23 protein-coding genes, 1 tRNA gene and 1 rRNA gene are annotated in these 25,580 nt (G+C 63.8%); 4 read left to right on the top strand and 21 right to left on the bottom strand.

From position 1 onward, the window contains the following. Window positions 1-186: 186 nt before the first annotated feature. Both FGL95_RS30250 and FGL95_RS30245 read right to left on the bottom strand, forming a co-directional pair. Window positions 187-2,793, bottom strand: a complete 2,607-nt coding sequence (locus FGL95_RS30250) for a tetratricopeptide repeat protein (RefSeq protein WP_169594403.1) — start codon at window positions 2,791-2,793, stop codon at window positions 187-189. A 1,580-nt stretch (window positions 2,794-4,373) separates the two neighbouring features. After that, window positions 4,374-4,447: transfer RNA gene (locus FGL95_RS30245), tRNA-Pro, on the bottom strand. A 219-nt stretch (window positions 4,448-4,666) separates the two neighbouring features. Between FGL95_RS30245 and FGL95_RS30240 the strand changes: the two genes are divergently transcribed. The 3 genes from FGL95_RS30240 to FGL95_RS30235 all read left to right on the top strand — a co-directional run bounded on the left by FGL95_RS30240 (window position 4,667) and on the right by FGL95_RS30235 (window position 7,277). Then, complete coding sequence (locus FGL95_RS30240; RefSeq protein WP_169594402.1) at window positions 4,667-6,091, top strand: HNH endonuclease signature motif containing protein; 1,425 nt, start codon at window positions 4,667-4,669, stop codon at window positions 6,089-6,091. Between the two features lie 62 nt (window positions 6,092-6,153). Then, window positions 6,154-6,609 (top strand): hypothetical protein, encoded by a 456-nt coding sequence (locus FGL95_RS32625; RefSeq protein WP_240963426.1) that lies wholly within the window; start codon window positions 6,154-6,156, stop codon window positions 6,607-6,609. Continuing rightward, window positions 6,531-7,277, top strand: coding sequence for a lipase family protein (locus FGL95_RS30235; RefSeq protein WP_240963425.1), 747 nt, complete (start codon window positions 6,531-6,533; stop codon window positions 7,275-7,277). Before FGL95_RS32625 ends, FGL95_RS30235 begins: the two co-directional genes overlap by 79 nt. Here FGL95_RS30235 and FGL95_RS30230 read toward each other — a convergent pair. From FGL95_RS30230 to steA, 12 genes are all read right to left on the bottom strand, one after another. Beyond that, a complete protein-coding gene (locus FGL95_RS30230) occupies window positions 7,274-8,026 on the bottom strand; it encodes an acyl-[acyl-carrier-protein] thioesterase (RefSeq protein ID WP_169594400.1) in 753 nt (250 codons plus the stop codon). The two genes, FGL95_RS30235 and FGL95_RS30230, sit on opposite strands and share 4 nt — an antisense overlap. 23 nt (window positions 8,027-8,049) lie before the next feature. Further along, window positions 8,050-9,474: a ribosome biogenesis GTPase Der gene (der, locus tag FGL95_RS30225; protein WP_169594398.1), complete on the bottom strand. Its 1,425-nt coding sequence runs from the start codon at window positions 9,472-9,474 to the stop codon at window positions 8,050-8,052. Continuing rightward, the gene (gene cmk / locus FGL95_RS30220) at window positions 9,471-10,151 is read right to left on the bottom strand and encodes a (d)CMP kinase (RefSeq protein ID WP_338080098.1); all 681 of its coding nucleotides are present in this window, start codon (window positions 10,149-10,151) and stop codon (window positions 9,471-9,473) included. The genes der and cmk overlap by 4 nt, the downstream gene beginning before the upstream one ends. Continuing rightward, on the bottom strand, window positions 10,148-11,188 hold the full coding sequence (locus FGL95_RS30215; RefSeq protein ID WP_169594395.1) for a pseudouridine synthase: 1,041 nt from the start codon (window positions 11,186-11,188) through the stop codon (window positions 10,148-10,150). The genes cmk and FGL95_RS30215 overlap by 4 nt, the downstream gene beginning before the upstream one ends. Window positions 11,189-11,200: 12 nt before the next feature. After that, the gene (gene scpB / locus FGL95_RS30210) at window positions 11,201-11,875 is read right to left on the bottom strand and encodes an SMC-Scp complex subunit ScpB (protein ID WP_338080097.1); all 675 of its coding nucleotides are present in this window, start codon (window positions 11,873-11,875) and stop codon (window positions 11,201-11,203) included. Continuing rightward, window positions 11,872-12,687, bottom strand: a complete 816-nt coding sequence (locus FGL95_RS30205; protein WP_169594393.1) for a segregation and condensation protein A — start codon at window positions 12,685-12,687, stop codon at window positions 11,872-11,874. The genes scpB and FGL95_RS30205 overlap by 4 nt, the downstream gene beginning before the upstream one ends. Then, complete coding sequence (locus tag FGL95_RS30200; protein ID WP_338080095.1) at window positions 12,684-13,580, bottom strand: ParA family protein; 897 nt, start codon at window positions 13,578-13,580, stop codon at window positions 12,684-12,686. Before FGL95_RS30200 ends, FGL95_RS30205 begins: the two co-directional genes overlap by 4 nt. 105 nt (window positions 13,581-13,685) lie before the next feature. After that, window positions 13,686-14,669: a site-specific tyrosine recombinase XerD gene (gene xerD, locus FGL95_RS30195; protein ID WP_169594391.1), complete on the bottom strand. Its 984-nt coding sequence runs from the start codon at window positions 14,667-14,669 to the stop codon at window positions 13,686-13,688. Beyond that, window positions 14,611-15,237: an NUDIX domain-containing protein gene (locus FGL95_RS30190; RefSeq protein ID WP_338080094.1), complete on the bottom strand. Its 627-nt coding sequence runs from the start codon at window positions 15,235-15,237 to the stop codon at window positions 14,611-14,613. Before FGL95_RS30190 ends, xerD begins: the two co-directional genes overlap by 59 nt. Continuing rightward, a complete protein-coding gene (locus tag FGL95_RS30185; RefSeq protein ID WP_169594389.1) occupies window positions 15,234-16,973 on the bottom strand; it encodes a CTP synthase in 1,740 nt (579 codons plus the stop codon). The genes FGL95_RS30190 and FGL95_RS30185 overlap by 4 nt, the downstream gene beginning before the upstream one ends. A gap of 120 nt (window positions 16,974-17,093) precedes the next feature. Beyond that, the gene (locus FGL95_RS30180; RefSeq protein ID WP_169594388.1) at window positions 17,094-18,035 is read right to left on the bottom strand and encodes a copper transporter; all 942 of its coding nucleotides are present in this window, start codon (window positions 18,033-18,035) and stop codon (window positions 17,094-17,096) included. Beyond that, window positions 18,032-19,216 (bottom strand): putative cytokinetic ring protein SteA, encoded by a 1,185-nt coding sequence (gene steA, locus FGL95_RS30175; protein WP_169594386.1) that lies wholly within the window; start codon window positions 19,214-19,216, stop codon window positions 18,032-18,034. Before steA ends, FGL95_RS30180 begins: the two co-directional genes overlap by 4 nt. Before the next feature lie 163 nt (window positions 19,217-19,379). On the opposite strand from steA, the gene FGL95_RS30170 reads away from it, so the two are divergent. Next, window positions 19,380-19,811, top strand: coding sequence for an SRPBCC family protein (locus tag FGL95_RS30170; protein ID WP_169594384.1), 432 nt, complete (start codon window positions 19,380-19,382; stop codon window positions 19,809-19,811). Here FGL95_RS30170 and recN read toward each other — a convergent pair. The 7 genes from recN to rrf form a co-directional block, all read right to left on the bottom strand. Beyond that, window positions 19,780-21,531, bottom strand: a complete 1,752-nt coding sequence (recN, locus tag FGL95_RS30165) for a DNA repair protein RecN (RefSeq protein WP_169594382.1) — start codon at window positions 21,529-21,531, stop codon at window positions 19,780-19,782. The two genes, FGL95_RS30170 and recN, sit on opposite strands and share 32 nt — an antisense overlap. 2 nt (window positions 21,532-21,533) lie before the next feature. After that, window positions 21,534-22,451: an NAD kinase gene (locus FGL95_RS30160; protein ID WP_169594381.1), complete on the bottom strand. Its 918-nt coding sequence runs from the start codon at window positions 22,449-22,451 to the stop codon at window positions 21,534-21,536. Further along, on the bottom strand, window positions 22,448-23,251 hold the full coding sequence (locus tag FGL95_RS30155) for a TlyA family rRNA (cytidine-2'-O)-methyltransferase (protein ID WP_169594373.1): 804 nt from the start codon (window positions 23,249-23,251) through the stop codon (window positions 22,448-22,450). The genes FGL95_RS30160 and FGL95_RS30155 overlap by 4 nt, the downstream gene beginning before the upstream one ends. Window position 23,252: 1 nt before the next feature. Next, entirely contained in the window at window positions 23,253-23,450 is a 198-nt protein-coding gene (locus FGL95_RS30150; protein ID WP_169594371.1) for a hypothetical protein, read from the bottom strand. 11 nt (window positions 23,451-23,461) lie between these two features. Beyond that, window positions 23,462-24,487 (bottom strand): HAD-IIA family hydrolase, encoded by a 1,026-nt coding sequence (locus FGL95_RS30145; RefSeq protein WP_169594369.1) that lies wholly within the window; start codon window positions 24,485-24,487, stop codon window positions 23,462-23,464. After that, window positions 24,484-25,365 carry a tetratricopeptide repeat protein gene (locus FGL95_RS30140; protein ID WP_420838101.1) on the bottom strand — a complete coding sequence of 294 codons (882 nt, stop codon included), beginning with the start codon at window positions 25,363-25,365 and terminating at the stop codon, window positions 24,484-24,486. The genes FGL95_RS30145 and FGL95_RS30140 overlap by 4 nt, the downstream gene beginning before the upstream one ends. A 95-nt stretch (window positions 25,366-25,460) precedes the next feature. Next, window positions 25,461-25,577, bottom strand: a 5S ribosomal RNA gene (rrf, locus tag FGL95_RS30135). Window positions 25,578-25,580 lie beyond the last annotated feature (3 nt).

The raw sequence follows: 25,580 nt of genomic DNA, 5'->3' as shown, positions 1-25,580 counted from the left end.
CGTCAGTGCGGGGTGCCTCGAAGCCCTTAAGGCACTCCAGCCTCGGCTGAGTAAGCAGTTGCGGTGGCCCATGGAACGTTCGCGCGGGCGGTCAGTGGCGAGCGTCGTCTAGGACACGCCTGAAGTTGAATTTGGCATCGAAGGTGAAACGTCGACATGACGGCGGCGTATCTACGGACCGATCTGTCAGATTGTCGTGTCCGTTTGACTGTAGATCCGACCGTTGTCATACACGATTAGGTCTGGCGCGATTATGCGAAGATTCTCCGCGATGGCCTTGCCAACGGGATGCCCATCCGGGAAATGAATGGCCAGAATTTGTAACGCGCGCTGCAGAATGTCGCGCGCCGCGGCAAGTTGTCCGAGAGCGCCACGTGCAGTACCGAGATTGAACAGGATGGTGGCGAGCTCGGGGTGATCGGGCCCATATGCGCCTTCTTGAATTTGCAACGCTCGCTCAAACTTTTCGCACGCGTTCGAATGACGGCCGAGTTGAAATAACGTGCTTCCGAGATTGGCGATGGTGGCGCCAACCACCGGATGTGTTGAGCCATATTCGCGCTCTTGGATTCGCAACGCCCGCTCGTACATTCCGAGCGCAGCGCCGGGGTCGCCGCTCGTGTTCCAGGTGCTGGCGATGTTCGCTAGCAAACCCGCTACTTTCGCGTGATCATGTCCATATTCACGCACCGCGATACGCAATGCTCGCTCAAGCATTTCGCGGGCGATTGCGACCTGCCCGAGGTCAAACCATGCTCCGCCGAGATTAGCAACTGTGGCGCCTACCTCTCGGTCATCATCCCCGAATGCCCGCTCTTGTATTTGCAAAGCGCGCTCAAGCATGCTGCGGGCCGTATCGGGCTGCGCGAGTTTCCTCCATGCTATTCCGAGATTATCCAAAGTAATCGCAACGTCTGGATGGTCGGGTCCATATTCCCGCTCTTGAATTACCAGCACCCGTTCGTAGAAAATGCGGGCTTTGTCGGGTTCCCCGAGGAATGTCCATGCACCGCCGAGTTCCCCGAGATTAGTAGCGATCTCAACATGGTCTACCCCATAGAAGTGCTCCTTTATCTGCAGCGCCCGTTCGTGCATGTCGCGGGAGATGTCTGGTCGCCCGAGGTCGAACCATGCATTGCCAAGCCTTTCCAGGGTGACTGCGACATTGACATGTCTAGGGCCGTATGTCGTCTCGGCGATGCGCAACGCCCGCTCGTGCAAGTCGCGAGCTGTCGCGGCTTGTCCACATTTTCGCCATGCGTTTCCTAACTGGTCGAGCGTCATCGCTACACGCGGAGAGTCAGGCCCCGACGTGGCTTCGATCAGGTCTAGGAGTCGATAGTGGGGTTGTAACTCACCAGCCGGGTCGCGGTGTGTGAAGCTGTATGCAGCGGCTTTGCTTAGCCATTCGGCGGCTGGTTCATCGAGATCAGTTATTGCGGCCCACGCGTAACCCGCGATCACGTTGCAACCAGTCATGTGCGCACGGAAGCCAATTTGACCCACAGCTTCGGAATCACGCCGGCTCTCCGCGTCGGCTATCGCACCGCACCACGCCTCGTACGACGGTCCCTCAGAATTGACCATTAGCACCTCGGCGAGTTGCTCGTTCATAGCCACGTACTGGCCGCCATCGGAATCGGCGACCTGACACAGCAAAGAGGGCCCCTCGACAAGGGGCTCCAACCCCCACTGCAACGCTTCGGCCGCGTGCGCCGGATCGACAGACCGATTGGAACCGAGTGGCTGTGTCACAAGCTGTAGCAAGGTATGGACACTCAACGGTCTAGTTGTCCCGGTGGCTCGCCAGTCCGCGGCGAGCGCAATCATCGCCCGGGATAATCCGCAATCACCACCAGCGGGTTCGAACGGACACCCGGAGTGCCCCGCCCGCGAGCGGCGAAGTAACGCCGTCACCGCGGTGAACGCTCCTGCAATGCCCTCGCCGAAATCGACACTCGGGTACCTATTTTCCGCACGGTGCCGCTCGGAAGCCGAGAGCGCGCGGCCCAGAGTCACAGGTTCGCCGAACAACTCCGCCAACTCAGAGTGGCCGGTCACCCACATCTCGTACCGAGTCGAGGCAATCGTCGCCACGACCCGCAATCCCACTGTTTGCTCGCGCAGCAGCTCTAACATCGCCGCCGTTAAACCGCTCTCGCTAAACATGTCGATTCGATCGAGCCACACTAAGACCTGCGTTCCAGCCGCCAATCGTGACACCACATCCAGGTCGTTGAGCGCAACCCGCAGACCATCCGGGGATCGCGGCGCGAGTACCACCGCACCTGACCGGACACCCCGCGCGCACTCGAACGCGCTCCGTGTGACACCGCTGGCGGGCACTCCCACCAAGAGCAAAAGCCCACTACCCCGCAACCGCTCGGCGCAGCGACGATCGACATCGCGACCGATGTACTCCGCAACACCTTCCCCCGACGACGTGTATCTATCTGCCAGCCGCGACCGCGTCACCCCCAACGCGTACGGATCGACATCATCGACCGTCGGCAGCGGCCAACAACGCAACGAATCCCGCACGTCGTGTAGCCAGCGGAATTCCGCTTCTTCTCGTTCCTTCTGCTCAGACTCGTTAACTTCTCTCGCCTCACGCCGGCGGAGCAATTCCTTATCCACTTCCACCGCGCCCGCGACGACAAACGCCATAACCGCAACCGCAGCTCGAATCCACACGTGTGCATCGAGCAAGCCCAGCAACTGCCAAGATAGCGCCGCGAACGCCACCACAACCGCGAGCAGCACTCCGCGCGGCAAACCCCGCAACGACCGCACCAAGGCTCCCCGAGTCCGCACGACCATCCATCTCCTAGCAGCCGCCCGTAGCCGAGTCGCAACAGCCTGTGCGCAATTCAACCCGCCAAACGCGCAGCACGCACCAAAATCAGGCAATTACGCGCATGTCCGCCGGAGTCCCGCGCCGATACACCTCGTATCAAAAGGTCAGCGTCTGCGTTCGCGATTTTCGCGTGCCCCCTTCGAACCACGTAAGAGTCGCGCGCTGGTTTGATGCCGTCCCCCACGGGAGTGCAATCGGCACCGAAACCTCCGATTCAGGGTCCATAGCCGCGAAATGTGCTGCGGATTGGTCCTGTGTCAACAAGATCGGAACAGAGCCGTCACTCACGGGGTCGAACCTCAATGTAACGTCGCTAGCGGTCGCACCGCCTTCGTTTCGAATCACTATTCGCTGACTGTGCTTTCGAGTTTGAACACGACCGCTTGAATCGGTTTCGACGACGTCTCGATACTCGTAGCGTGATATGAGGCGGACCCCGTCACGCGATGTCGAAACTTGATCTGCTGAATTGAACGCGACGATGTCTGCCTCCAACGATTGCCGAACGAGACCACGCAGATCGTCGTCTGTGAGAAACTCTCGGTACAGCCCGCGCGCGCCAAGTGAAGCCTTGAACCGCTTGAGAGCTGCGAATTGGTCGGCATCATGGCTATGGGGAATCGCCGCTGTCGAGAAGAACACGTGCACTCGGATGCCTCGCTCGATCGCTTTGTCTATTTCCTCGGCTGTTCCCGATACGGATCGCGCTGTGGCACTGCCGATTCGGGCGTGAAAAACCGAAAAGATGATATCCGCTTGTTCGACGAGTTGGTTATTTATCTCCGCCTGTCCGTCTGCGCCGAGCGAGAACGAAGACACGCCGTCAGTGGACCAATGCCGAGGGAGCAGAACAATACTGCTACTCGTAGCACGTTCTCGGTTCCAGTCGTAGAGCACATTTTCGATCGTTTCGATCGGAACTGACACGTCGCCGGGTCCCGACAACATGACGTTGAGAGCGAGGCAATTGAAGGGCACACCGTATTGTCACCCATAGCGACAACCAACTGCAGCGTCAGGATCGGCGATCGACATACGCCTTCCCCCGGGATGTAGGCCACAGACCCCCACTAATAAGCGTCGGTGGTTCGATTTGAGCCTAAGCCCATGTCACGCTGGTCGAGTCGAGCGAAGGGTTCGCCGTCTTCGAGGACGATTGCATCGTTCGTGATTCCGCATACCGCGTCGGTGAGCAGCTCGCTGTGGTGAAGGGACGACGGCGGCTTTGATGCTGTCAATCCCAACCCGCCAAGCGCGGTGTGTGCGGTGACTTGCTGCCCGAGGACAGGCCAGCTCGCAATCCGCTGATCGTGAAGTTTCGACATCCCGATTGGTCCGGTCGGCAAGGTCTCAGGGTTGTCCATTCATCGGCGAGTGTGTAGACGCTAATTACGTTCGGTTCTTGGCACCGCTCGGCGCTCATGCCAGCCCGCACTGGCGGTGACGCATTCTGCATGAATTCTGCACAGAGTCCGAGTTGTCTAGCTACCAGGACGTCCGACCTGCACAAACTTTGTCGGGCTGACAGGATTTGAACCTGCGACCACCTGACCCCCAGTCAGGTGCGCTACCAAGCTGCGCCACAGCCCGTTCACGCCCGCACCGCGAGCGCTCGATGAGACTACCTCAGCCGATGTCTCGGTTACTAATCACTTCCTACCGCGACCCTCGAAGCGTCGATGCGATGGAGCGTGGGTCACTTCCGACCCTCCGGAGACAACAACCCGTCCAGTCACATCTGTCACGAAAACCGTTGGTGCCGTTGATCGCTCACCGAAACGTGTCAGTGGGTCCCGATACACTACGAACATGCTTGCGACCGCGACCGGAGTAGCCGACACCACCGTCGACGCCGCCCTCACCGCGCTCGAAAACGCCGCCACCGCACTGCACGATCTGAACTTCGAGGCGTTGTCCAACCCGGAACGGGTGATCGTGTTGCAACGCCTGGAAACGGTGGCGCGGATGATCCCCTCGGTCGGGCACACCCTGATCGCGCAGATCCAACAACAATGGGTGTACCGCGAACTCGGCAACGGCAACCTCACCTGGGTCCTCGCCGACGCCCTGCGCATCACCCCCGGCGATGCCCGGTTACGCACCCACCTCGCCGACGAACTCGGACCACGCCAAACGATCACCGGCCAACCGTTGGACCCGATCTACACCGAAACCGCCGCCGGGCAGAAAGCCGGTCAGATCGGCGACCCGCACATCAAGGTCATTCGCGAATTCTTCAAGAACCTCCCGCACACGATCGACATCGACACCCGCGAGCAGGCCGAAGCCGCGTTGGCGACACTGGCACGCACGCTACGACCCGACGAACTCCGCGCCGCAGCCAACCGGATGCTGGCCCACCTCAACCCCGACGGCACCCTGACCGACGAGAAAGACCGCGCCCGCCGCCGGTCCTTCGACCTCGGCAAACAAGGCCCCGACAAGATGACGAAAGGCTCGTTCTGCGCCGACCCCGAACTGCGGGCGTATCTGGAGGCGGTGTTCGCCAAATGGGCCAAACCCGGGATGTGCAACCCCGACGACGACGCCCCCATCGTCGACGGTGACCCCACCGACGACGTCGCCAAACGCGACACCCGCACCACCGGACAACGCCAACACGACGCGCTGAAAGCGATGTCGCGGGCGATGCTCGCCTCCGGCGACCTCGGCCAACACCGCGGCCTCCCCGTCACCGTCGTCGTCACCATGACCCTCACAGAACTCCAAGACGCGACCGGCAACGCCACCACCCACACCGGATCACTGCTGCCGATGCGCGACGCCATCCGCGTCGCCGCCCACGCCCACCACTACCTGGCGATCTTCGATGACGACGGCCGCCCGCTCTACCTCGGCCGCAGCGAACGTCTCGCGCAACCCGATCAACGGATCGTGATCTTCGCTCAACACAAAGGCTGCACCTTCCCGGGGTGTTCGCGCCCGGCCAGCCACTGCGACTGTCATCACTGCCGAGAATGGGAAGCCCAACACGGCCTGACCAACGTCGATGAGCTGACCTTCGCCTGCCCGATCCACCACCCGCTGGTCGGGGTCAACGACACCGACTGGGAAACCATCGTCGCCCCACCCGGGCACCGCTACCCCGGCCGGACCCTCTGGATCCCGCCGAAACACATCGACCCGCAACAGAAACCGCGGATCAACCACTACCACCACCCCGGCGAATACCTACTCGAAGGAATCGACGATGACGAACCCCGAAAACCATAGCCACGCAAGGTCATTACCAGGGCAGGCGCCTGTGGCCGACAAGAATGTGCAACGCTCGTGCTGTGTTCGCATTTCGCAGGCTACTTGCCATCCTCGCGCTCGTCGCACTACTCGCCACGCAGGCGACCGCGAATGCCGAACCAACAACCGCCCCCGGCACAGTCGAATTCGTCGGAGCCCTTCGAAACGACCAGTGGACCCCCTGGGCATCGTCATCGCAGAAAGTCACCTATTGGACCGTGGGGGCGAACGGCGAACCGATGCTCTCCAACGCCGCGCTCTACATCCCCGAGGGCGATCCTCCACCAGGCGGCTGGCCGGTCATCGCACGAGCACACGGGACGACGGGAATCGGTGACGAATGCGCTCCGACGTACCTCGGGTGGGGGCAACAGCTCGCGATTACGTCGGCCGGTTCTTGCACGAGGGATTCGCCGTCATGGCGACCGACTATGCCGGGCTCGGTACGCCGGGTGTTCATCCGTACTTGGACGGGCCGTCGGAAGCGCACAGCTTGATCGACGGCGTACGCGCTGCTCGCGCCGTAGATCCGAGGTTGTCGACAAAGTGGGCGGCGACCGGATATTCGCAGGGCGGGCACGCAACACTGTTCGCCGCGCACCTGGCGAACGCGACGGCTCCGGATCTCGACTATCGCGGTGGAGTCGCCATCGCTCCGCCGACAAGGCTCGAGCGCCTGCTTCCGCTAGCGGGCCCGTACGTTCCGAAAGTCCCGTTCTCGGGTACGACGACGTTCTTCGCGCTGATTCTGACCGCCCTTCGCGCAGCTCACCCAGAACTGAACCTGGACAGCTATCTGACGCCACACGGTGTCGAGGTACTGGATGGTCTCGAAGAGACGTGTTACGCCGATGCCGAGCAGAAGTTGAATATCGGCGGCATCGGAGACCTGCTCTCACGGCCGCTGAACGACCCCGCGCTGGTCTCCGCATTTCGCCAGATGGTGGAGGTCCCGACATCGGGGTACGACCGACCGCTAATGCTCGCGCAGGGTCTGAACGACGACGTCGTTCCACCCCCACTGACAGCCGACTTCGGCGCGGAATTGATCGCCAACGGCGTGGACGTCACCATTCGCGTCTATCCGGACAATCACCTTGACACGGTGTTCTCGTCACAACCCGACGCGATTGCCTTCATGCACAAGATTTTCGACAAACCCTAAAGCGCAGCGACTTTCGCCACCGCACGGACCTCGCCGCCGACCTCGAACCAGACGTCCAACGACGATCCGTCCCGCCGTCCGTGCAGCCGTACAGCGTCGCCCGCCATCAACGGCTTCGAGTACTCCAACACTGCGCGGTACGGGATAGCCATGACGTCGACGTGGTGCGCAAGCATCTCCTCGATCCCCGCGAAATGGACGGCATTGTTGACGTGACCGAGTCGATCGATGTCGATGACCCGCAGGCCGTAAGCCATGACCTCGACATCGTCGCCTTCCGGCAACACTGGCGACAGCGCGGCCTTCCACCGGAGCCGGTGCTCGGTGGTGGTCGCAAGCATCGGCGCCATGAACGCGTCGCTCATCCGGGTGGGCACGCCCGATTCCTCACCGAAATGGATCAGGAAGGCCTCGGTTTCGATCAGCCCTCCCCCGCTACCGCTGATCTGGATGCGCATATTGCACCAACGATTGGACAGTGCAGAACACCAGCGCCGCAACACCACTCGCTCGCCGAATTCGATCGGCTTCAGCACATCGATGACGTTGCGCCGCACCACCCAGCCGCGATGAAGATGGCCCTCGACGGACGCCTCTAGATGCTCGTAGCCGATGTCCTGCAAGTACCGCGCGACCGCGTCGAGCCGCAGCCGTTCATCACCGTCGGTATCGCCGAGTCGTACCGGCCACGAGGTTTCGAACGGCGTTGCGCCCTCGGGACAGTCGGGCAGCGGGTTCGCGATAACCATCCGACGATGATGTCAGACCGAAATCAACGCCCGCCGCGGTCCCGCTTCTCGCGCACGCGAACCGAGATGCGCACCGGCGAACCGTCGAAGTTGAATTCCTCGCGCAAACGTCGCTCCAGGAACCGGCGGTAACCGGCCTCGAGGAAGCCGGTCGTGAACAGCACGAACGTCGGCGGGCGCGTCGCGGCTTGCGTCGCGAACTTCACGCGAGGCAGGCGTCCACCACGCATCGGCGGCGGCGTCGCGGCGATGACTTCCTTGAGCCAGGTGTTCAACGGACCGGTAGAAATGCGCTTGTCCCACGATTCCAACGCAGTCTCTAGCGCAGGGACCAGCTTCTGCACGGCCCGACCGGTTTTCGCCGAGATGTTGACACGCTGCGCCCACGGCACGCGCGCCAGCTCGCGGTCGATTTCCTTCTCGAGCTGCAGCCTGCGGTCTTCGTCGACGAGATCCCATTTGTTGAACGCGATCACCAGCGCCCGACCTGCGTCGGCGATCATGCTGAGGACTCGCTGGTCCTGCTCGGTCAGCGGTTCGGACGCGTCGATCAGCAAGATGACGACCTCGGCGGCGTCGATGGACGACTTCGTCCGCAACGACGCGTAGAACTCGGCACCACTGGCGTGGGACACGCGTTTGCGCAGTCCCGCGGTGTCGACGAAACGCCATGTCTTGCCACCGAGTTCGACGAGCGAATCGACTGGGTCGACGGTCGTGCCCGCGACGTCGTGCACGACCGCGCGCTCGTCGCCGGACAGCTTGTTGATCAGGCTCGACTTGCCGACGTTCGGCTTGCCGACCAACGCAACTCGACGGGGCCCGCCCACCGCGCCAGAATCCTCGCGAGGCGTCTCTGGCAGCACAGCGAGGACGTCGTCGAGCAAGTCGCCGGTGCCTCGACCGTGCGTCGCGCTGACCGGCCGCGGCTCCCCCAGCCCGAGCGACCACAGTGCGCTCGCATCGGACTCGCCACGTTCGTTGTCGACCTTGTTGGCTACCAGGATCACCGGTGTCTTCGACTTCCGGAGAACCCGCGCTACCGCCTGATCCGTTGCCGTCGCACCGACCACCGCGTCGACGACCAGCAGGATCGCGTCGGCGGTCTGCATGGCCAACTCGGCCTGCCTCGCGACGGACTGCTGCAGCCCCTTGGCGTCGGGCTCCCAGCCGCCGGTGTCCTGGACCATGAACTTACGTCCGGACCAGTTGGCTTCGTAGGAAACTCGGTCGCGCGTGACGCCGGGAACGTCTTCGACGACAGCTTCGCGGCGCCCGATGATTCGGTTCACCAAGGTCGATTTGCCCACGTTCGGGCGACCGACCACGGCAAGGGTCGGCATCGGGACGAACGACTCGCCGTCCGCATCCTCGCCTGAATCGACGAGTGCCCAGTCGGCTTCCTCGTTCCAAATGCCGTCGCCGGCGTACTGCACTTCGTCACTCATGGTGAAACTCTCGCTTGTTCGAACACGATTTCGTACAACCGGTCGATGACCTGGTCTATGCCCAGCTCGCTGGTGTCGACCGTCACCGAATCCTCGGCGGGACGCAGCGGCGAGACCTTGCGGGTGGAGTCGAGGTTGTCGCGGCGCTCTACGTCGGCAAGCACTGCCTCATAGTCGTCACCCCGACCCTCGGCGATGTTCTGCTCGTTGCGGCGCTGCGCGCGGGCCTCGGCGGATGCGGTCAGGTAGATCTTCGCGTCGGCGTTGGTCAGCACGACGGTCCCGATGTCGCGACCCTCGACGACGATCCGCTCTGCCGACGCCGCCAACTCACGTTGCAGCGCGACCAACTGTTCGCGGACCGGACCGACTGCCGACACCGCGGACACGGCCTTGGTGACGTCGCCACCACGAATCTCCGAGGAGACGTCTTCGCCGTTCAGCAGCACGACCTCCCCGCTCGGGTCCGTACCGATCGTCAGCGGCAAATCGGCGACCGCGGCCGCGATTGCCTCGGCATCATCGAGGTCGACGCCTGCGCGCAGAACCTGAAGCGTCGCAACACGATACATCGCGCCGGTATCCAGGTAACTTGCATTCAGCCGGGTCGCGAGTTTGCGCGAAACACTGGATTTGCCCGTCCCCGACGGTCCGTCCATGGCAACTACAAGCTTCACAGCCCAACCCCCTCGTAGAGCTTGCCGACTTCGTCTCGACCCAGAACGCGCAGCGTCCCCGGCCTTTGGTCACCGAGCGCGACGGGACCGATATCCGTGCGCACGAGTCGGATCACTGGGTGCCCCACAGCCTCGAGGAGCCTGCGGACGATGTGCTTGCGACCTTCGTGCAGCACAACCCTGACCAGCGTGATGCCGTCGCCGACGTCGACGATCGTGAACTGGTCGACCTTCGCCGGACCGTCTTCGAGCTCGACGCCGTCCTTGAGTTGTCGGTTCACTCCCCTGGCGACGATGCCTTGCACGGTCGCCATGTAGGTCTTCGACACTTCGAACGACGGGTGCATGAGCCGATGGGCGAGGTCACCGTCGTTGGTCAGCAGCAGCAAACCCTCGGTGTCAGCGTCGAGTCGCCCGACATGGAACAGCCGCTGACCTGCCGCGATCCGCTCGGCGACAATGTCGCCGACGCATGGACGGCCCAAGTCGTCGGCCATTGTCGATTGCCAGCCGCGCGGCTTGTTCAGCGCAACGTGGACGAGTTCTTCCTGCACGACGACGCGAGTGCCGTCGACGCGAACGATCGCGGTCGCAGGATCGATGCGCATGCCTTGTTCTCGAACAATCAGGCCATCGACTTCGACGCGCCCCTGATCGATCATTTCCTCGGCCGCGCGGCGCGACGCGACGCCGGCCTGCGCGAGGACCTTCTGCAACCGAATGCCCTCGCCCCACGCGAGCCGCTTCTTGGGCCCGGCTTCCGGGTTCTGCTGACGGGCAGGCTTTGCGTTGCTCAATTTCGGCGCCTGGACCTGCTTGCGCTGCGGTTTCGTCGACTTCGTCGGATTGGTTGCCGGCTTCGGATTCGCCGAACGCGCTGGTCGTGCGGGCTTGCCACCCTCGGTCGGCTTGGCCGCGCGCGCCGCCTTGGGCGCTGCGTCGGACCTGCGGCGATCTGGCCTGTCGCCATCCGACCGCTTGGGTTCGTTTCGTCTATTTCTGTCCGGTGTGCCATCTCGGCGAGCGGGAGTTTTCACTTTTTCTTCCTGTTAATCTTCGGTTTCGATCGGTGGCTCGGTCGCCGATGCGGGTGTCTTACGCATTCTGGCCACTCGAGTATCCATTTCAGCACTGTCATTGATCTCGTCGATCAAGTCGACATCGGGCAACAACGGCGCCAACGCGGGCAGGTCGGTGAGGGAAGCCAAACCGAGTCGTTCCAGAAAAAGCTCCGTCGTGACGTACAACGTCCCGTTGGAATCGACATCTGTTCCGGACTCGGCGATAAGCCCTCTCGCCAGCAAGGTTCGGATCACGCCATCGACGTTGACACCTCGAACACCGCTGATCCGAGCCCGCGTCAATGGTTGACGGTACGCAACAACTGCCAAAGTCTCCAAAGCCGCGCGCGTCAGCTTCGACCGAGCGCCGTCGAGCAACATGCGTTCGACGTACGGGGCGAATTCGCTGCGCGTGTAGAAACGCCAGCCGTCACCGACGTATCTGAGGTCGATTCCGCTGTTGCGTTCGGTGAGGTCGGCAGCCATACGGCGCAGCATCGCCTCCACCCGCTCGACACCGTCACCTACCGCGGCTGCGAGCTGGTCTGTTGCCGCCGGCGAGTCGACTACCAGCAACATTGCTTCCAGAGCGGCCTGCAACTCGGTGTCTGACAGCAGCTCGAGCTGCGGCGATTCCTCGTCGACCACGTTGTTTTCTGTCACGCGTAATCCTCGTCACTGACACGGATAGACCCATGTTCGCCGGTCCACCGGACCGAAAGCGGAGCCAGTGCTTCCGGCTGCTCGAATTCGACCTTGTCCTCGCGAAACAGCTCGAGCAGCGCCATGAACCGAGCAACGATCTCGAGAGGCAACTCACACGCCGAGACGAGTTCGGTGAAGGTCGACCACGTGTCCGGTCCACGTTCCTGCAGTATGGCGAGGACCACCAGCGCCTGTTCGGCGATAGAGACAGGCGAATGCAGGTGCTCCAGGCCGACAGTCGGAACAGGTCGCGGGGTGAATGCGGTTGCCGCGATTTCGGCGAACTGACGCGGCCCGACGCCCAGCATCACCTCGGGCAACAAGCACGCGAATCGGTCCTCCAACGACACCGACCGCGGATAACGACGTTGTGCAGCGGCTTCGAGTTCGCCGAACAGTTCCGCGACCTGCTTGTACGCGCGGTATTGCAGAAGGCGAGCGAAGAGCAAGTCGCGAGCTTCGAGCAGCGCCAGGTCCTCGGCGTCTTCGACATCGCCGGACGGCAACAGCCGCGCGGCCTTGAGATCCAGCAAGGTCGCGGCGACGACGAGGAACTCCGTCGTCTGATCCAGCGGCAACTCGCTGCCGAGTTCTTTCGTGTACCGGATGAAGTCGTCGGTCACTTGGTGCAGCGCAACCTCGGTGACGTCGAGCCGGTGCTGATTGATCAAGCTCAGCAGCAGGTCGAACGGTCCTTCGAAGTTGCGCAGCGACACATGGAAGCCCTGCTTCGAAGATTCGGCCACCTCGGGCTCGACCACCGCTGTCACTGTGTCGACCGGTAGATTACCTCGCGCGCCAAAGCTCGATAGGCCTCTGCCCCAGTGGATTTGGGCGCCCAGGTGGTGATCGGTTCGCCGGCGACGCTCGTCTCCGGGAACCGGACAGTCCGGTTGATCACGGTGTCGTAGACCATGTCGCCGAACACCTCGACGACTCGCTGCATCACTTCGCGCGCATGCAGGGTCCGTGGGTCGAACATCGTGACAACGATGCCCGACATCTCCAAACGCGGGTTCAACCGGTCGCGGACCTTGTCGACCGTGTCGTTGAGCAACGCAAGGCCACGCAAGCTGAAGTACTCGCATTCCATCGGAATGATGACGCCTTCGGCGCACGCCAGCGCATTGACCGTCAGCAGTCCGAGCGAGGGCTGGCAGTCGATCAGGACGTAGTCATAGCGGTCGAGGATCGGGTGCAGCGCGCGACCCAGCGCATTCTCGCGGCCCACTTCGTTGACCAGCTGAATCTCGGCGGCCGACAGGTCGATGTTGCTCGGCAGGAGGTCCAGGTTTTCGACGCGAGTACGCATCAACACGTCGTCGACGCCGACCTTGCGCTCGATCAGCAGATTGTGGACGGTCAGTTCGAGGTCGTGATGTGCGACGCCGAGGCCTGCAGACAGCGCACCCTGCGGGTCGAGGTCGACGAGCAACACCCGACGGCCGTATTCGGCCAGCGAAGCACCGAGGTTGATGGTCGACGTCGTCTTGCCGACGCCACCCTTCTGATTGCACATCGCGATGATCTGAGCCGGGCCATGGCTGCGCAGCGGTTCGGGTATCGGAATCGCGCGCAAGGGCCGACCGGTCGGGCCCATATCACCGGGTTGTAGTCCGGCGGGCTGCTCGGCCGCCGCTGCGCTACGCTGCGGTGCCTTCACGGTCCGTACTCCTCGTCCAATGGTCGTTCCCCACGTCGCGTAAACGCTACCGTCTCACTCGATCAAGCGTGGACGGACACGCATCCCATGTCTCGATGCACGACCTTAGCGCGCCCGCGGATGTGCGCCTGCCCATACTTCGCGAAGTGAATTGATCGTCACAAGCGTGTAGATCTGCGTCGTGGTCACCGAAGCATGACCGAGCAGTTCCTGAACGACCCGAACGTCCGCGCCACCATCGAGCAGGTGCGTCGCAAACGAGTGCCGCAACGTGTGCGGTGAGACCCCCGTCGAGATTCCTGCGCGCTCGGCCGACGATTGCAACACTTGCCAGGCGCTCTGCCGCGAAAGCCGACCGCCGCGGACGTTCAAGAACAGCGCGGGATTCGAGCGCGACACCAGTGCGGGCCTGCCACGAACCAGATAAGCGTCGATAGCAGCGACCGCCGGTCGCCCGATCGGTACCAGCCGCTGCTTGCCGCCTTTGCCGTGCAGGATGACGCAGCGTTCCTCGACGTCGATGTCGTCGACATCGAGCCCGACGGCCTCCGAGATCCGCGCACCGGTCGAATACAGCAGCTCCAGCATGGCGCGGTCGCGCAGTGAGCGCGGTCCGTCGGTCTCGCTGGAGCCTCCTGCGGCTTCGATCAGCGTGAGCACCTGGTCGAACGGCAAGGACTTCGGCAGCCGCCGACCAGGTGTCGGGGGTTTCACCGCATGTGCGACGTCGGCGTCGGTCATGCCTTCCGAGGTCGCGAACTTGTGCAGTCCGCGGACAGCAACCAACGCGCGCGCAGCCGAACTTGCCGCAAGCGCAGGCAGTTTCGCCTCGGGATCACCGCGGCGCAGACCGACCACGAACGCGGTGATATCGGCTTCACGCACCTTCGCAAGCGAGTCGATGCCGAGATCGGTCAGGAAGCCCAGGTAGCGCGAGAGGTCACGCCGATACGAACTGAGGGTGTTTCCCGCCACGCCGCGTTCCACGGTGAGGTGGTCGAGATAGGCCTGCAGTTCGCGATCGAGCACGTCAGTCCTCGCGCGCCTTGCGACGTGCGAACGTCGTCGGCTGGCCCGGCCACGGCGCATTCGCGGGCCGCAGTGCGAAACCAGTGGCGCGTGCGGATTGCAACGCCAAGATTCCTGCGACGGCGGTGGCGTTGACGATCTTGCCCTCCAACGCCGCGGCGGCTGCCTCCTCGACCGTCATCCGGACGATCTCGAGATCCGCTTCCTCGTGTTCGGGCGTGGGTTGATGCGTCGTGACCAGGTCCTCGGCGAGATACACACGCAAAGCCTCGTCGGTGAAGCCCGGCGACACCGCAATGTCGACCAGCGTCGACCAGTGCCGCGCGGCAAGTCCGGTCTCCTCGGCCAACTCACGCTTCGCGGCTTCGAGAGGATCTTCGTCGACGCCGTCGAGCAGCCCTGCAGGCAATTCGAGCAGCCGCTCCCCCAACGGATGCCGGTACTGATGAATCAGCACCAGTCGACCCTCGTCGTCGACTGCCACGACCGCCACTGCACCGTGGTGCTCGACGACCTCACGCTCGGCGACTCGACCGCCAGGCATCGCGACTTCGTCTATCCGCAACGCCAGAATCGCGCCCTCGTACACCGTTCTGGAGGACAGTGTCTCGAACTCGTGCCTGGTCACTGATGAACCGACTCGACCGCTGCCGTGTCTTCGCCGTGAATGTCGACGGGCAACCGCTCGGCGTCCTTGTACTTCAGCGCGGCACTCACCAGTGCCGAGAACAGCGGGTGTGGCCGGGTCGGGCGGCTCTTGAGCTCCGGATGCGCCTGCGTACCGACGAAGAACGGGTGGACGCTCGCCGGCAGTTCGACGAATTCGACAAGGTGGCCGTCCGGCGAGGTTCCGCTGAACACCAACCCGCTCTGGCCGATCTTGTCGCGATAGACGTTGTTGACCTCATAGCGATGACGGTGCCGCTCCGAGACGTTTTCCGCCCCGTAGGCGGTGGCGACGACCGAGCCGCGCACCAACGTCGCTGGGTACGCACCAAGCCGCATCGTCCCACCGAGATCGGCTTCACCTGCGACGATCTGCTCTTGATCGGCCATCGTGGAAATCACCGGATGCTCGGTCTCCGGTTCGAACTCAGCAGAGTTCGCATCATCGAGCCCGACGGACCGAGCAGCCTCGATGACCATGCACTGCAAGCCGAGGCACAGACCGAGCGTCGGAATGCCCCTCGTCCGGGCGTAGCGGATTGCGCCGACCTTGCCTTCGATGCCCCGGATGCCGAACCCGCCGGGAATCAGCACGGCATGAACGTCGCCCAGTGCCGCTTGCGCACCCGCAGGCGTCTCACACTGATCCGACGGCACCCACTTGATCTCGACCTTCGCGCGGTGTGCGAACCCGCCGGCTCGCAGCGCTTCGGTGACCGAGAGGTAAGCGTCGGGCAGGTCGACGTACTTGCCGACGAGTGCGACCTCGACCGTCTCCCTCGGATCGTGGACTCGCTTGAGCAGGTCACCCCACACGGTCCAGTCGACGTCGCGGAACGGCAAGCCCAGTTTGCGAACCACGTACGCGTCCAAGCCTTCGCGGTGCAGCACCTTCGGGATGTCGTAGATCGACGGCGCATCCGGCGTCGAAATACAGCCGTCGATATCGACGTCACACATCAACGCGATCTTGTTCTTGAGCGGCTCGGGAACCTCACGGTCGCATCGCAGAATCAACGCGTCCGGCTGGATACCGATGTTGCGCAACGCAGCGACGGAGTGCTGCGTCGGCTTCGTCTTCAATTCACCCGACGGCGCGAGGTAGGGCACGAGCGAGACGTGCAGGAAGAAGACGTTGTCGCGACCGACGTCGTGGCGGACCTGACGGGCCGCTTCCAGGAAAGGCTGCGATTCGATGTCGCCGACGGTGCCACCGATTTCGGTGATCACCACGTCGGGCGTCTGCCCTTGCAGGTCAGGACCGCTCATCGCGAGGATGCGGGATTTGATCTCGTCGGTGATGTGCGGGATCACCTGGACCGTGTCGCCGAGGTACTCGCCGCGCCGTTCCTTCGCGATGACCGTCGAATACACCTGGCCCGTAGTGACATTCGCCCAGCCCGGGAGGTCACGGTCAAGGAATCGCTCGTAGTGGCCGACATCGAGATCGGTCTCGGCACCGTCCTCGGTGACGAACACCTCGCCGTGCTGGAAGGGGTTCATGGTGCCTGGATCGACGTTGAGGTACGGATCCAGTTTCTGCATGGTCACCCGAAGACCGCGCGCAGTGAGCAACTGGCCCAGGCTCGACGCAGTCAAACCCTTGCCGAGCGACGACGCGACGCCGCCGCTGACGAAAATGTGCTTGGTGGCGATACGCGAATGAACGCGTGAATGATGCGCGCTCGTGTTCTGCACAGCTGCTCCCGTGACGACGCTGCAGGTCTTGGCTCTGGAGTACTACTGGGGCCTGCCGTCCCACGGGACTTCACGGTAACACTTCGACCACCATCTGCGGCAAACGACGCGCGAACGTAACTAGCTGTGTGGTGCACCACCGACTGTGACTGCTGTGGCTTTTGTGCCGGTGCCGTACCGTCCTGCGCCCCCGGCCAGTTGCTCCTGCAGCGCAAGGACTGTGGTGATTCGGCCGGACTGGCGATCGACGTTGTCGACCGTCGACGTTGCCGACGACAGCCCCGCATCCGATCGCACGACCGCGACGGGACCGTTGCGATCCGCAGACCCGGCACGGCCTGCAACGACGACTCCGGCACCGCGTGCGTCCAGCGCACCGGCGAACCGTGCGACCAAGCTGCCGCGGTTGCCCTCGTCGGTGCCGGTCGGGTTGCCGGTCAGGACGACAGCAAGCTGAGCCGGCCGCACCTGGTCGTATTCGATGAAGCCACCGCTACGCAACGTGTCGAGCGCAAGCGCGAGCTCTTCGGGCGTGCTTTGGGGCTGCGCTGTCGTGGGATTCAGGAGCAGGACCGAACCGAGCAGATCACCTGCGATGCTGCCCGTGTCGACTGCACCGGTCTTCAACTGAATTCCGGCAGGGACGATGTTGGTGAGCGATGTCTTGAGGCGTTCGCCGTTGACGTTGTCGACAAAGGCCGTGGTGAGGCCGACCTTGCCGGTCACAGCCGCTCCCGCGGCCTGAATCAGCTTGGTGACGGCGTCTACGTCGCCGGCGTCGGCGTCGGGCGTCGTCACGATGATGACGGACCGCTGTGCCAGCACATCTTTGACGGTCCGATCCGCGATGGTGGCGTCGAAGCTGTCGGCTGCGCCAATTTGCACTTCGAGCTGGTTGTTCGCGTTCTGCAGTTCGTCGACCTTGTGGGACAGGTCGTCTTTGTCGTCTCGCAGCCCTGACAGCACACCGGATGCCAGGGTCTGCGATCCGAGCACGACTCCGATTGCCAGCGCCAGAAAGATCGCGGCAATCGAAATCGCGTGTTGCTTCATCGAGATCACTCGAGCAGCCCCTGCACCCACAGCGCGAAGTGATTCCAGGTTGCGATAGCCCAGTCCAGCACTTCGCCGCCCATGTTCGACGCCACGAGGGCAACGATGACGGCGAGCAGCGCAGCGAGGATGAGGAACGCGATCGCACCGCCGGAAACCCGGCTGCGGTACAGCGTCGCGACCGCCTTCGCATCGACGAGCTTCGTGCCGACCTTCAGCCTGGTCAAGAAGGTCGCGGGGTTGGTGTTGCGACGGCTGCGGTCGAAGAACTCGTCCAGCGACGCTGCGGCACCTGCCGTGACGATCAGAGCTGCACCGTGGTGATCAGCGAGCAGCAGCGCGAGGTCGGCAGGCGCACCCGACGCCGGGAACGTCACCGCTCCGATGCCGAGGTCCTGGATTCGCTCCAGGCCCTTCGCGTGCCCATCGGAATCGGCAGGAAGAACAACCTCCGCGCCGCATTTCAACGTCGAGGCGGTGATGTTCTCGGGATCGCCGACGATGAGGTCCGGGCGGTAACCGGCTTTGCACAGCGTGTCCGCACCCGCGTTCACACCGATCAGGATCGGTGCGTATTCCTTGATGAACGGTCGCAGATTCTTGAGGTCCGCCGCGTGGTCCGGTCCGTCGGCGACGACCACAACGTGGCGGTCCTTCATGTCCAAGTCGACGTCCGGCACACCGATACCGTCGATGAGCAGCGGACTTTCGGTTCGGATGAACTCGATTGCGTTACCCGTGAACGCTTCCAGGTGGGTGGCAAGACCGTTCTTGGCCTCGATCATCCGGTCGGAGATCTCCGCCTCGCGCAGTTCACGCCCGTCGACGAGTTTGCGCTCACCCGAATAGATGACGCCTTCGTCGAGCCGAATCTTGGTGCCGTCCTTCACCTTCTTGAAAAGTTCGGACGCCTCCGCATCGATCAACGTGATGCCGTTGGCCACAACGACTTCCGGACCGAGGTTGGGGTAGCGACCCGAAATGGACGGCGACCCGTTGATGACTGCGAGCACGCCCGCCTCCACCAATGCGTCGGCCGTGATGCGGTCGAGGTCGAGTTCGTCCAGCACCACGATGTCGCCGGGTCCGACCCGGCGCAGCAACCTGGCGGTGTTGCGATCGACTCTGGCCATGCCGCTGATGCCGGGCAGCGACTCCGTGCTCCTGGACAACAATGCCGCAATTTTCATGTGTCCGATGATGGCCCCGCCGCTATCTCAGAGCGTGGAGGCGCGCCGAAACAATAGCCACATCAGTCACATCGGCACCAGTTGGACCCGAACTGCCAGCGAAATGGCGCCCGATATGCTGCCTAGGACCCACACGCATGTGTGATCTTCCGAAAGGTTTGACATGGCTAGTTACACCGTCGACACCGTCATCGACGCTCCCCGCGACGTCGTGTACGGCATATTCGCCGACCGCGAAAACAACGGCAAGTTCCTGCCGATCAAGACCCGCCTCAAGTCCGAAGGCAAAACCGAACGCCAAGGCGAAGGCGCGGTGCACTTCCTGGGCCTCGGCCCGGTCGGCGTCTCCGAGCAGATCACCAAGCTCGTACCGGGCGAGCGCATCGAGTACAAGATCGTCGCGGGTGCGCCCGTCAAGAGCCACACCGGAACGATCCTCTTCAGCGATTCCGGCAAGGGCACCCGGGTCGTCTACACGATGGATTCGACGCCGAAGCTTCCTGTACCGGAGGCCGTGTTGAAGGCAGGCCTGAAGCAGTTGATCGGAACGTTCGTCAACGGGGTCAAGCGCGAAGCCGCTCGGCAGCCGCGGTAGCCAGCAGTTCCTCCGCGTGTGCTCGGCCGGTCTCGGTATCGTCGAGACCGGCGAGCATCCGGGCGAGTTCGACGACACGCTCGTCGTCGGTCAATGTTTTGACGCCACTGTTCACGACACCCTTGCCGTTGTCGCTCTTGTCGACGACGAGGTGGGTGTGCGCGAAGGCGGCGACCTGCGGAAGGTGCGTCACGACGATCACCTGATGGGTGCGCGCAAGCCTTGCGAGGCGCTTTCCGATCTCCACGGCAGCCCGACCGCCGACTCCGGCATCGACTTCGTCGAACACCATCGTCGAGCCTTTTTCGTTGCCGGCGTGGACGACTTCCAACGCCAGCATCACGCGTGACAGCTCGCCGCCGGATGCACTTTTCGAAATCGGCAAGGACTGCGCGCCCGAGTGCGCCGACAGCCGCAACTCGACCTCGTCGACGCCTGCCGAACCGGCATGCAGCACTTTGTCGCCGACGGTCAGCGGCGCCGAGTCCTGTGGTCCTGCAAGAACTTCGCGAACGTTGACCTCGAGCGTCGCCTTACCCATGGCCAGCCCGCTCAGTTCCGTGCTGACCGCCTTGGCAAGCTTCGCTGCTGCTTTCACGCGCGCGGCGGTCAGCTTCGCGGCCGCAGCAGCTACGGCGGCCTGCGTGGTCTCCACCCGTGTCGCCAACTCAGCCAGCGCGTCCGCAGAGACATCGATTTTCGACAGACGCGCCCGCGCCTTGTCGGCCCAGGCAAGGACGCCATCGACGTCGGCTGCGTACTTGCGTGTCAGCTGCTTCAATTCGGCTTGCCGGGTCAGCAGCGAGTCGAGTGCATTCGGGTCGGACGGTAGCCCCGATAGATAGTTGCTCAGCTCGGACGAAACATCGATAACTATCGCGATTGCCTCGTCGAGCCGCGGCCCGAGCGACGACAACGCCACGTCGTCGGACGTCTCGACTCGCGACCGCGCGGTGCCGAGCAGATCCAGCGCACCATCGGAATCCGCCGCGATGGCACTCATGGCACCCGTCGCCGCCTCACGCAGCGAATCGAGATCGGACAAACGCCGAACATCCGCGACGATCGCCGTGTCCTCACCTGGTAGCGGTGCGACAGTGTCGATCTCGTTCAAACCGAACTGCAGCCGGTCCGCTTCCTGCGCGAGCTCGCGACTCTTCTCGGTGCGCTCGAGCAGCGCGGTCCGTGCGTCGAGCCATTCGCGACGCAGCTTCGAATAGCGCGCCAGCAGGGGCGCGACGGTGTCGACCGCGAACTGGTCCAGTGCGTTTCGCTGTTGGTCGGGACGCAGCAGTCGCAGCTGATCGTTCTGACCGTGCACGGTCAACAACGGATCCGTGAACTCGCCGAGCACGCCTGCGGGCACGCTTCGCCCACCCAGATGCGCGCGCGACCGTCCGTCACTGCCTACGGTCCTGACGGCGATGACGCTGCCGTCCTCGTCGCGATCCGACCCGGCCGCCTCGAGCACCCGGCCGACCTCGGTCTGTGCAGCCTGGTGGACGTCGTCCGTTGTGAACCTGCCTTCGACGACAGCGCGAGCGGCTCCGAGCCGGACCCGCCCAGGATCTGCCCGGGCTCCGCTGAGCAGATGCAGACTGGTGACGACCATCGTCTTGCCCGCGCCCGTTTCACCGGTGAGGACAGTCAGGCCTTCGTGGAACTGCGCGCTGGCCTTCGAGATGACGCCCAGCCCGTCGATGCGAATTTCCGCGAGCACTATCAGATCCTCTTTCCGCGCCAACCCGTGACGGGCAGCTCGAACTTGCGAACCATCCTGTCTGCGAAAGGCGCAGAGTCCAGTCGCACCCATCGCACGGGCCGACTCCCGCGGCGCGCTTCGACCCTGCCCCCACGCGGCAATGCCAGAGTTCGGCGACCGTCCAAGAAAACGAGCGCAGCGTGACCGGATGCGACGGACTCGACCGCGATCACCGATTCGGGGCTCGTCACCAGCGGCCGGGCGAACAACGCATGCGCGTTGCTCGGAATCACCAGCAAGGCTTCGAGTTCCGGCCACACGACCGGGCCACCCGCCGAGAACGCATACGCGGTGGAACCGGTAGGCGTGGAGATCAGTACTCCATCGCAGCCGAATGCTGACACCGGCCGACCGTCGACCTCGAGCACGACCTCGAGAACGCCGAGCCGTGACTCGTTTTCGATGCTTGCTTCGTTCAGCGCCCAACCAGTGTCGAGGACGACATCGTCGAGGGTGACGACGACGTCGAGGGTCATCCGGTTCTCGATGCGGTAGTCGCGCCGAACGACATGATCCAATGCTTCGTCGAGGTGCTCTGCCTCGGCTTCGGTCAGGAAACCGATGCGTCCCAGGTTGATTCCGAGAACCGGCACCGACGCGCTGCGAGCCAGATCGGCCGCGCGGAGGAAGGTGCCGTCGCCACCGAGGACCAACACCATTTCGCAGCCGACTGCCGCTTCCGGGCCTGCTTCGACGACCGTGACCTGCGTGGGCGTCGGCTCGATCTGGGTGCTGTAGGACTCGTCTTCGATAACCCGCAGCGCGATACCCGCGTCGGCGAAGATCTTCGCGGCGCGAAGGGCGGTCTCGGCAATTTCGTCACGACCCGGGTGCGCGACGATCAGAATCTCGCGCCGGTCCTCTTCCGTACTACTCATTGCGGACCCTCCTCGACAGCTCGTTCGATGATCTCCGGCACGTTGACCTCGTCCCCCGTGTCCGGACGCAGCCACAGAAAGTATTCGACATTGCCTGACGGGCCCGGCAACGGGCTCGCGACTGCGCCGACCGTGCGCAGCCCTAGCGTTGCTGCGGCGTTGGCAACACCGAGCACTGCGGCAGCGCGCTGCGCCGGATCGCGCACCACCCCGCCCGTACCGACGCGGTCCTTACCGACCTCGAACTGCGGCTTCACCATCGGAACCAGGTCTGCGTTCGGCGTGACACATGCGGCCAACGCCGGCAGCACGAGACTAAGGGAGATGAACGACAAATCCGCGACGACCAGGTCGACCGGACCGCCAATGGCATCGACGGTGAGAGTCCGCACGTTCGTTCGGTCGATGACCTTCACTCGGTCGTCGGATTGCAGCCGCCATACCAATTGCCCGTAGCCGACGTCGACTGCGACGACCTCGGTCGCCCCGCGCTGCAACAAGACGTCGGTGAAACCGCCGGTGGACGCGCCCGCATCCAGACATCGGCGGCCGGTCACGTCCAGCCCGAATGCATCGAGTGCGCCGATCAGCTTGTGCGCTCCTCGCGACGCCCAGACGACCTCGTCAGGTACCTCGCGAACCAGCAGCGGCGTACCCGGCTCGACCGCCGTCGCCGGCTTGCTGGCGACCGCACCTGCAATCAACACCCGTCCCGCGCCGATCAACTCGACCGCGTGTTCGCGGGATCGGGCAAGTCCGCGGCGAACCAGCTCGGCGTCCACGCGCGCCCGCCGAACCACCTCAGATCTTGTCGACGGCAGCCAAAGCACGCACCAGTACATCGTGTGCCTGCTCGAGAATCCGCGCCTGGTGTGGGATCGCCTCGTCTCTATCGAGCCGCGCGAGTAACCCGTCGACCTCGGCATGAATGTGCTGTGGTTCGACGGTCGGCGACGGGCCAGGGATGTGCTGTCCGGGTCGTGGCATCGGGGTACTCATCGGCGACAACGCTAGCGGATTTCGGTACGAGACGCGCGAGACGCGACCGCGCCATCGGTCACACGTTCGAATGATTCGTTCCACACCCGCACTGCGCGACCGGCCGCATCACCCTTCGCTTGGACTGTCCCGAAGCCGGGATTCGCCCAGGCAACTGCTGCTGCGGCGGTCAATGCGGAAATCGGATCGCCGCTGCCGGACAGGACGATATCGGTTCCGTCGAATTCGGCGCGCCACTCGGTGTCGCTGCTTGCGACCGGCGAACTCAACGAGTCCAGCGCGAACGACACGAACGTCGGGCGCTGTTCCGGTTTGGCGCGCAGCAGGTTGTCGACTGTACTGACGCCGGTCAGCACGAGCAGTGAATCCAGCCCCACCGCATTCGCGCCTGCGATATCGGTGTCCATCCGGTCGCCGATAACGAGCGCCACGCGGGATCCACTGCGACGCAGTGCATCTTCCATGATCGGCACGTAGGGCTTGCCTGCGATAACGGGTTCCTGGTCCGTCGCCGCGCGCAACGCCGCAACCATCGAACCGTTGCCCGGGGCAAGTCCGCGCTCGGTCGGCAGCGTGGTGTCGGCGTTGGACGCAACCCAGATGGCGCCAGCGCGGATGGCGAGGCACGCTTCGGCCAAGTTCGGCCATGCGGTCGCTGTCGAGTGTCCTTGGACGACCGCGACAGGCTTCTCGTCCGCTGTGCGCACCGGCCGCAGACCGACCAACTCGATCTCGGCGGCCAATGCATCCGTTCCGATGACGAGGACGGCGGATCCCGCGTCCAGCCGCTCTGCAAGAACTCGGGCCGCTGCCTGCGAGCTCGCCACCACGGCGTCCTCGTCCGCCACGAACCCGAGTTCGTCGAGGTGCTTGGCGACGTCGAGCGGGCTACGGCTCGCATTGTTCGTGACGTAGATCAGGCGCTGTGGCAGGGAGGCGAGGGCCTGCGCTGCCCCAGGAATAGCATCGGGCCCCTTGTAGAGCGTGCCGTCGAGATCGAGCAGGAGCGTGTCGTACGCGTCGCGAAGCAGAGTCACTGCTCGCCCTCGATTCCACCACTCAATTCAGCCACCCGCTCCTCGGCGTCGGTGTCGCCCTCGTCGTCGGCGGCAGCCGCGTTCAGGAACCATTTGACGCCGTCGTCGGTGCGTCCGGCAGCGACGAGCGCGTCCGCGTAGGCATAGAAGAGGCGTGCTGCACCCGGACCGGTCCGCGCGGGATCGAGGTCGGCCGTCTGCAATGTGACGACAGCCTGTTCGTATTCGCCGAGGTCCATGCGGGCACCGGCGACGACGATGCGAAGCTCGCTCGCGTCGTCACCTTTCAACGCTCGCGCCTCGTCACTGCGGCCAAGTTCGATGGCACGCTCGGGACGGCCGAGACCGCGCTCGCAATCTGCCATGACGGCCAAAAGTCCTGGACCGCCGGACATCCGGCGTGCTGCCCGCAGTTCGGACAAGGCCTCGGCCCATTCGCCTGCGTGGTAGGCGGTGAGCCCAGCGGTCTCGCGGACGACGGCAATACGACCCGCGCGCTGCCGTGCGGCGCGTGCATGACCGAGTGCCGAAACGGGGTCGTCGTCGACGAGTCGGGCAGCCATCACGAGGTGGCGTGCGACTGCGTCGGCGTTGGTTTTGTCGAGGCTGAGCAGATCGCGTCGAACGCTCGGTTCGAGGTCGGTCGCCTGAACGTCGTCGGGAAGGTCCGGCTCTTCGGGGCGAGGTGGCCGCCGACCGGGGGCGCTGCCTCCTGGACGGTCGCTCGGCCGTCCGCCGGCGAAACTGCCTTCGCCGCCACGACGGCGCGGGGCGCCCGATCCTTGCCCTTGGCGCGCTGGTGGCTTGTTCGGATTGCCACCGCCACGGAAGGATTTGCGGTCGCCGCTGCTGTCCGTCAAAGCAATTTCCCTTCGCATGGATATGGCTGTCCGCAGAAACTATCCGGCACAGCAATTATTCGGCACAAACGACGAAAGGGGACCCATAATATGGGTCCCCTTTCGGTAAGTATGTTCGGCGGTGTCCTACTCTCCCACACCCTGGCGGGTGCAGTACCATCGGCGCTGGTGGGCTTAGCTTCCGGGTTCGGAATGGGACCGGGCGTTTCCCCACCGCTATGGCCGCCGTAACT

It is taken from the genome of Antrihabitans stalactiti (assembly GCF_012932915.1).
GTDB classification, from domain to species: Bacteria; Actinomycetota; Actinomycetes; order Mycobacteriales; family Mycobacteriaceae; genus Antrihabitans; species Antrihabitans stalactiti.
The sequence above is the reverse complement of the archived record's forward strand: the minus strand, read 5'-3'. Positions and strand labels throughout refer to the sequence as shown.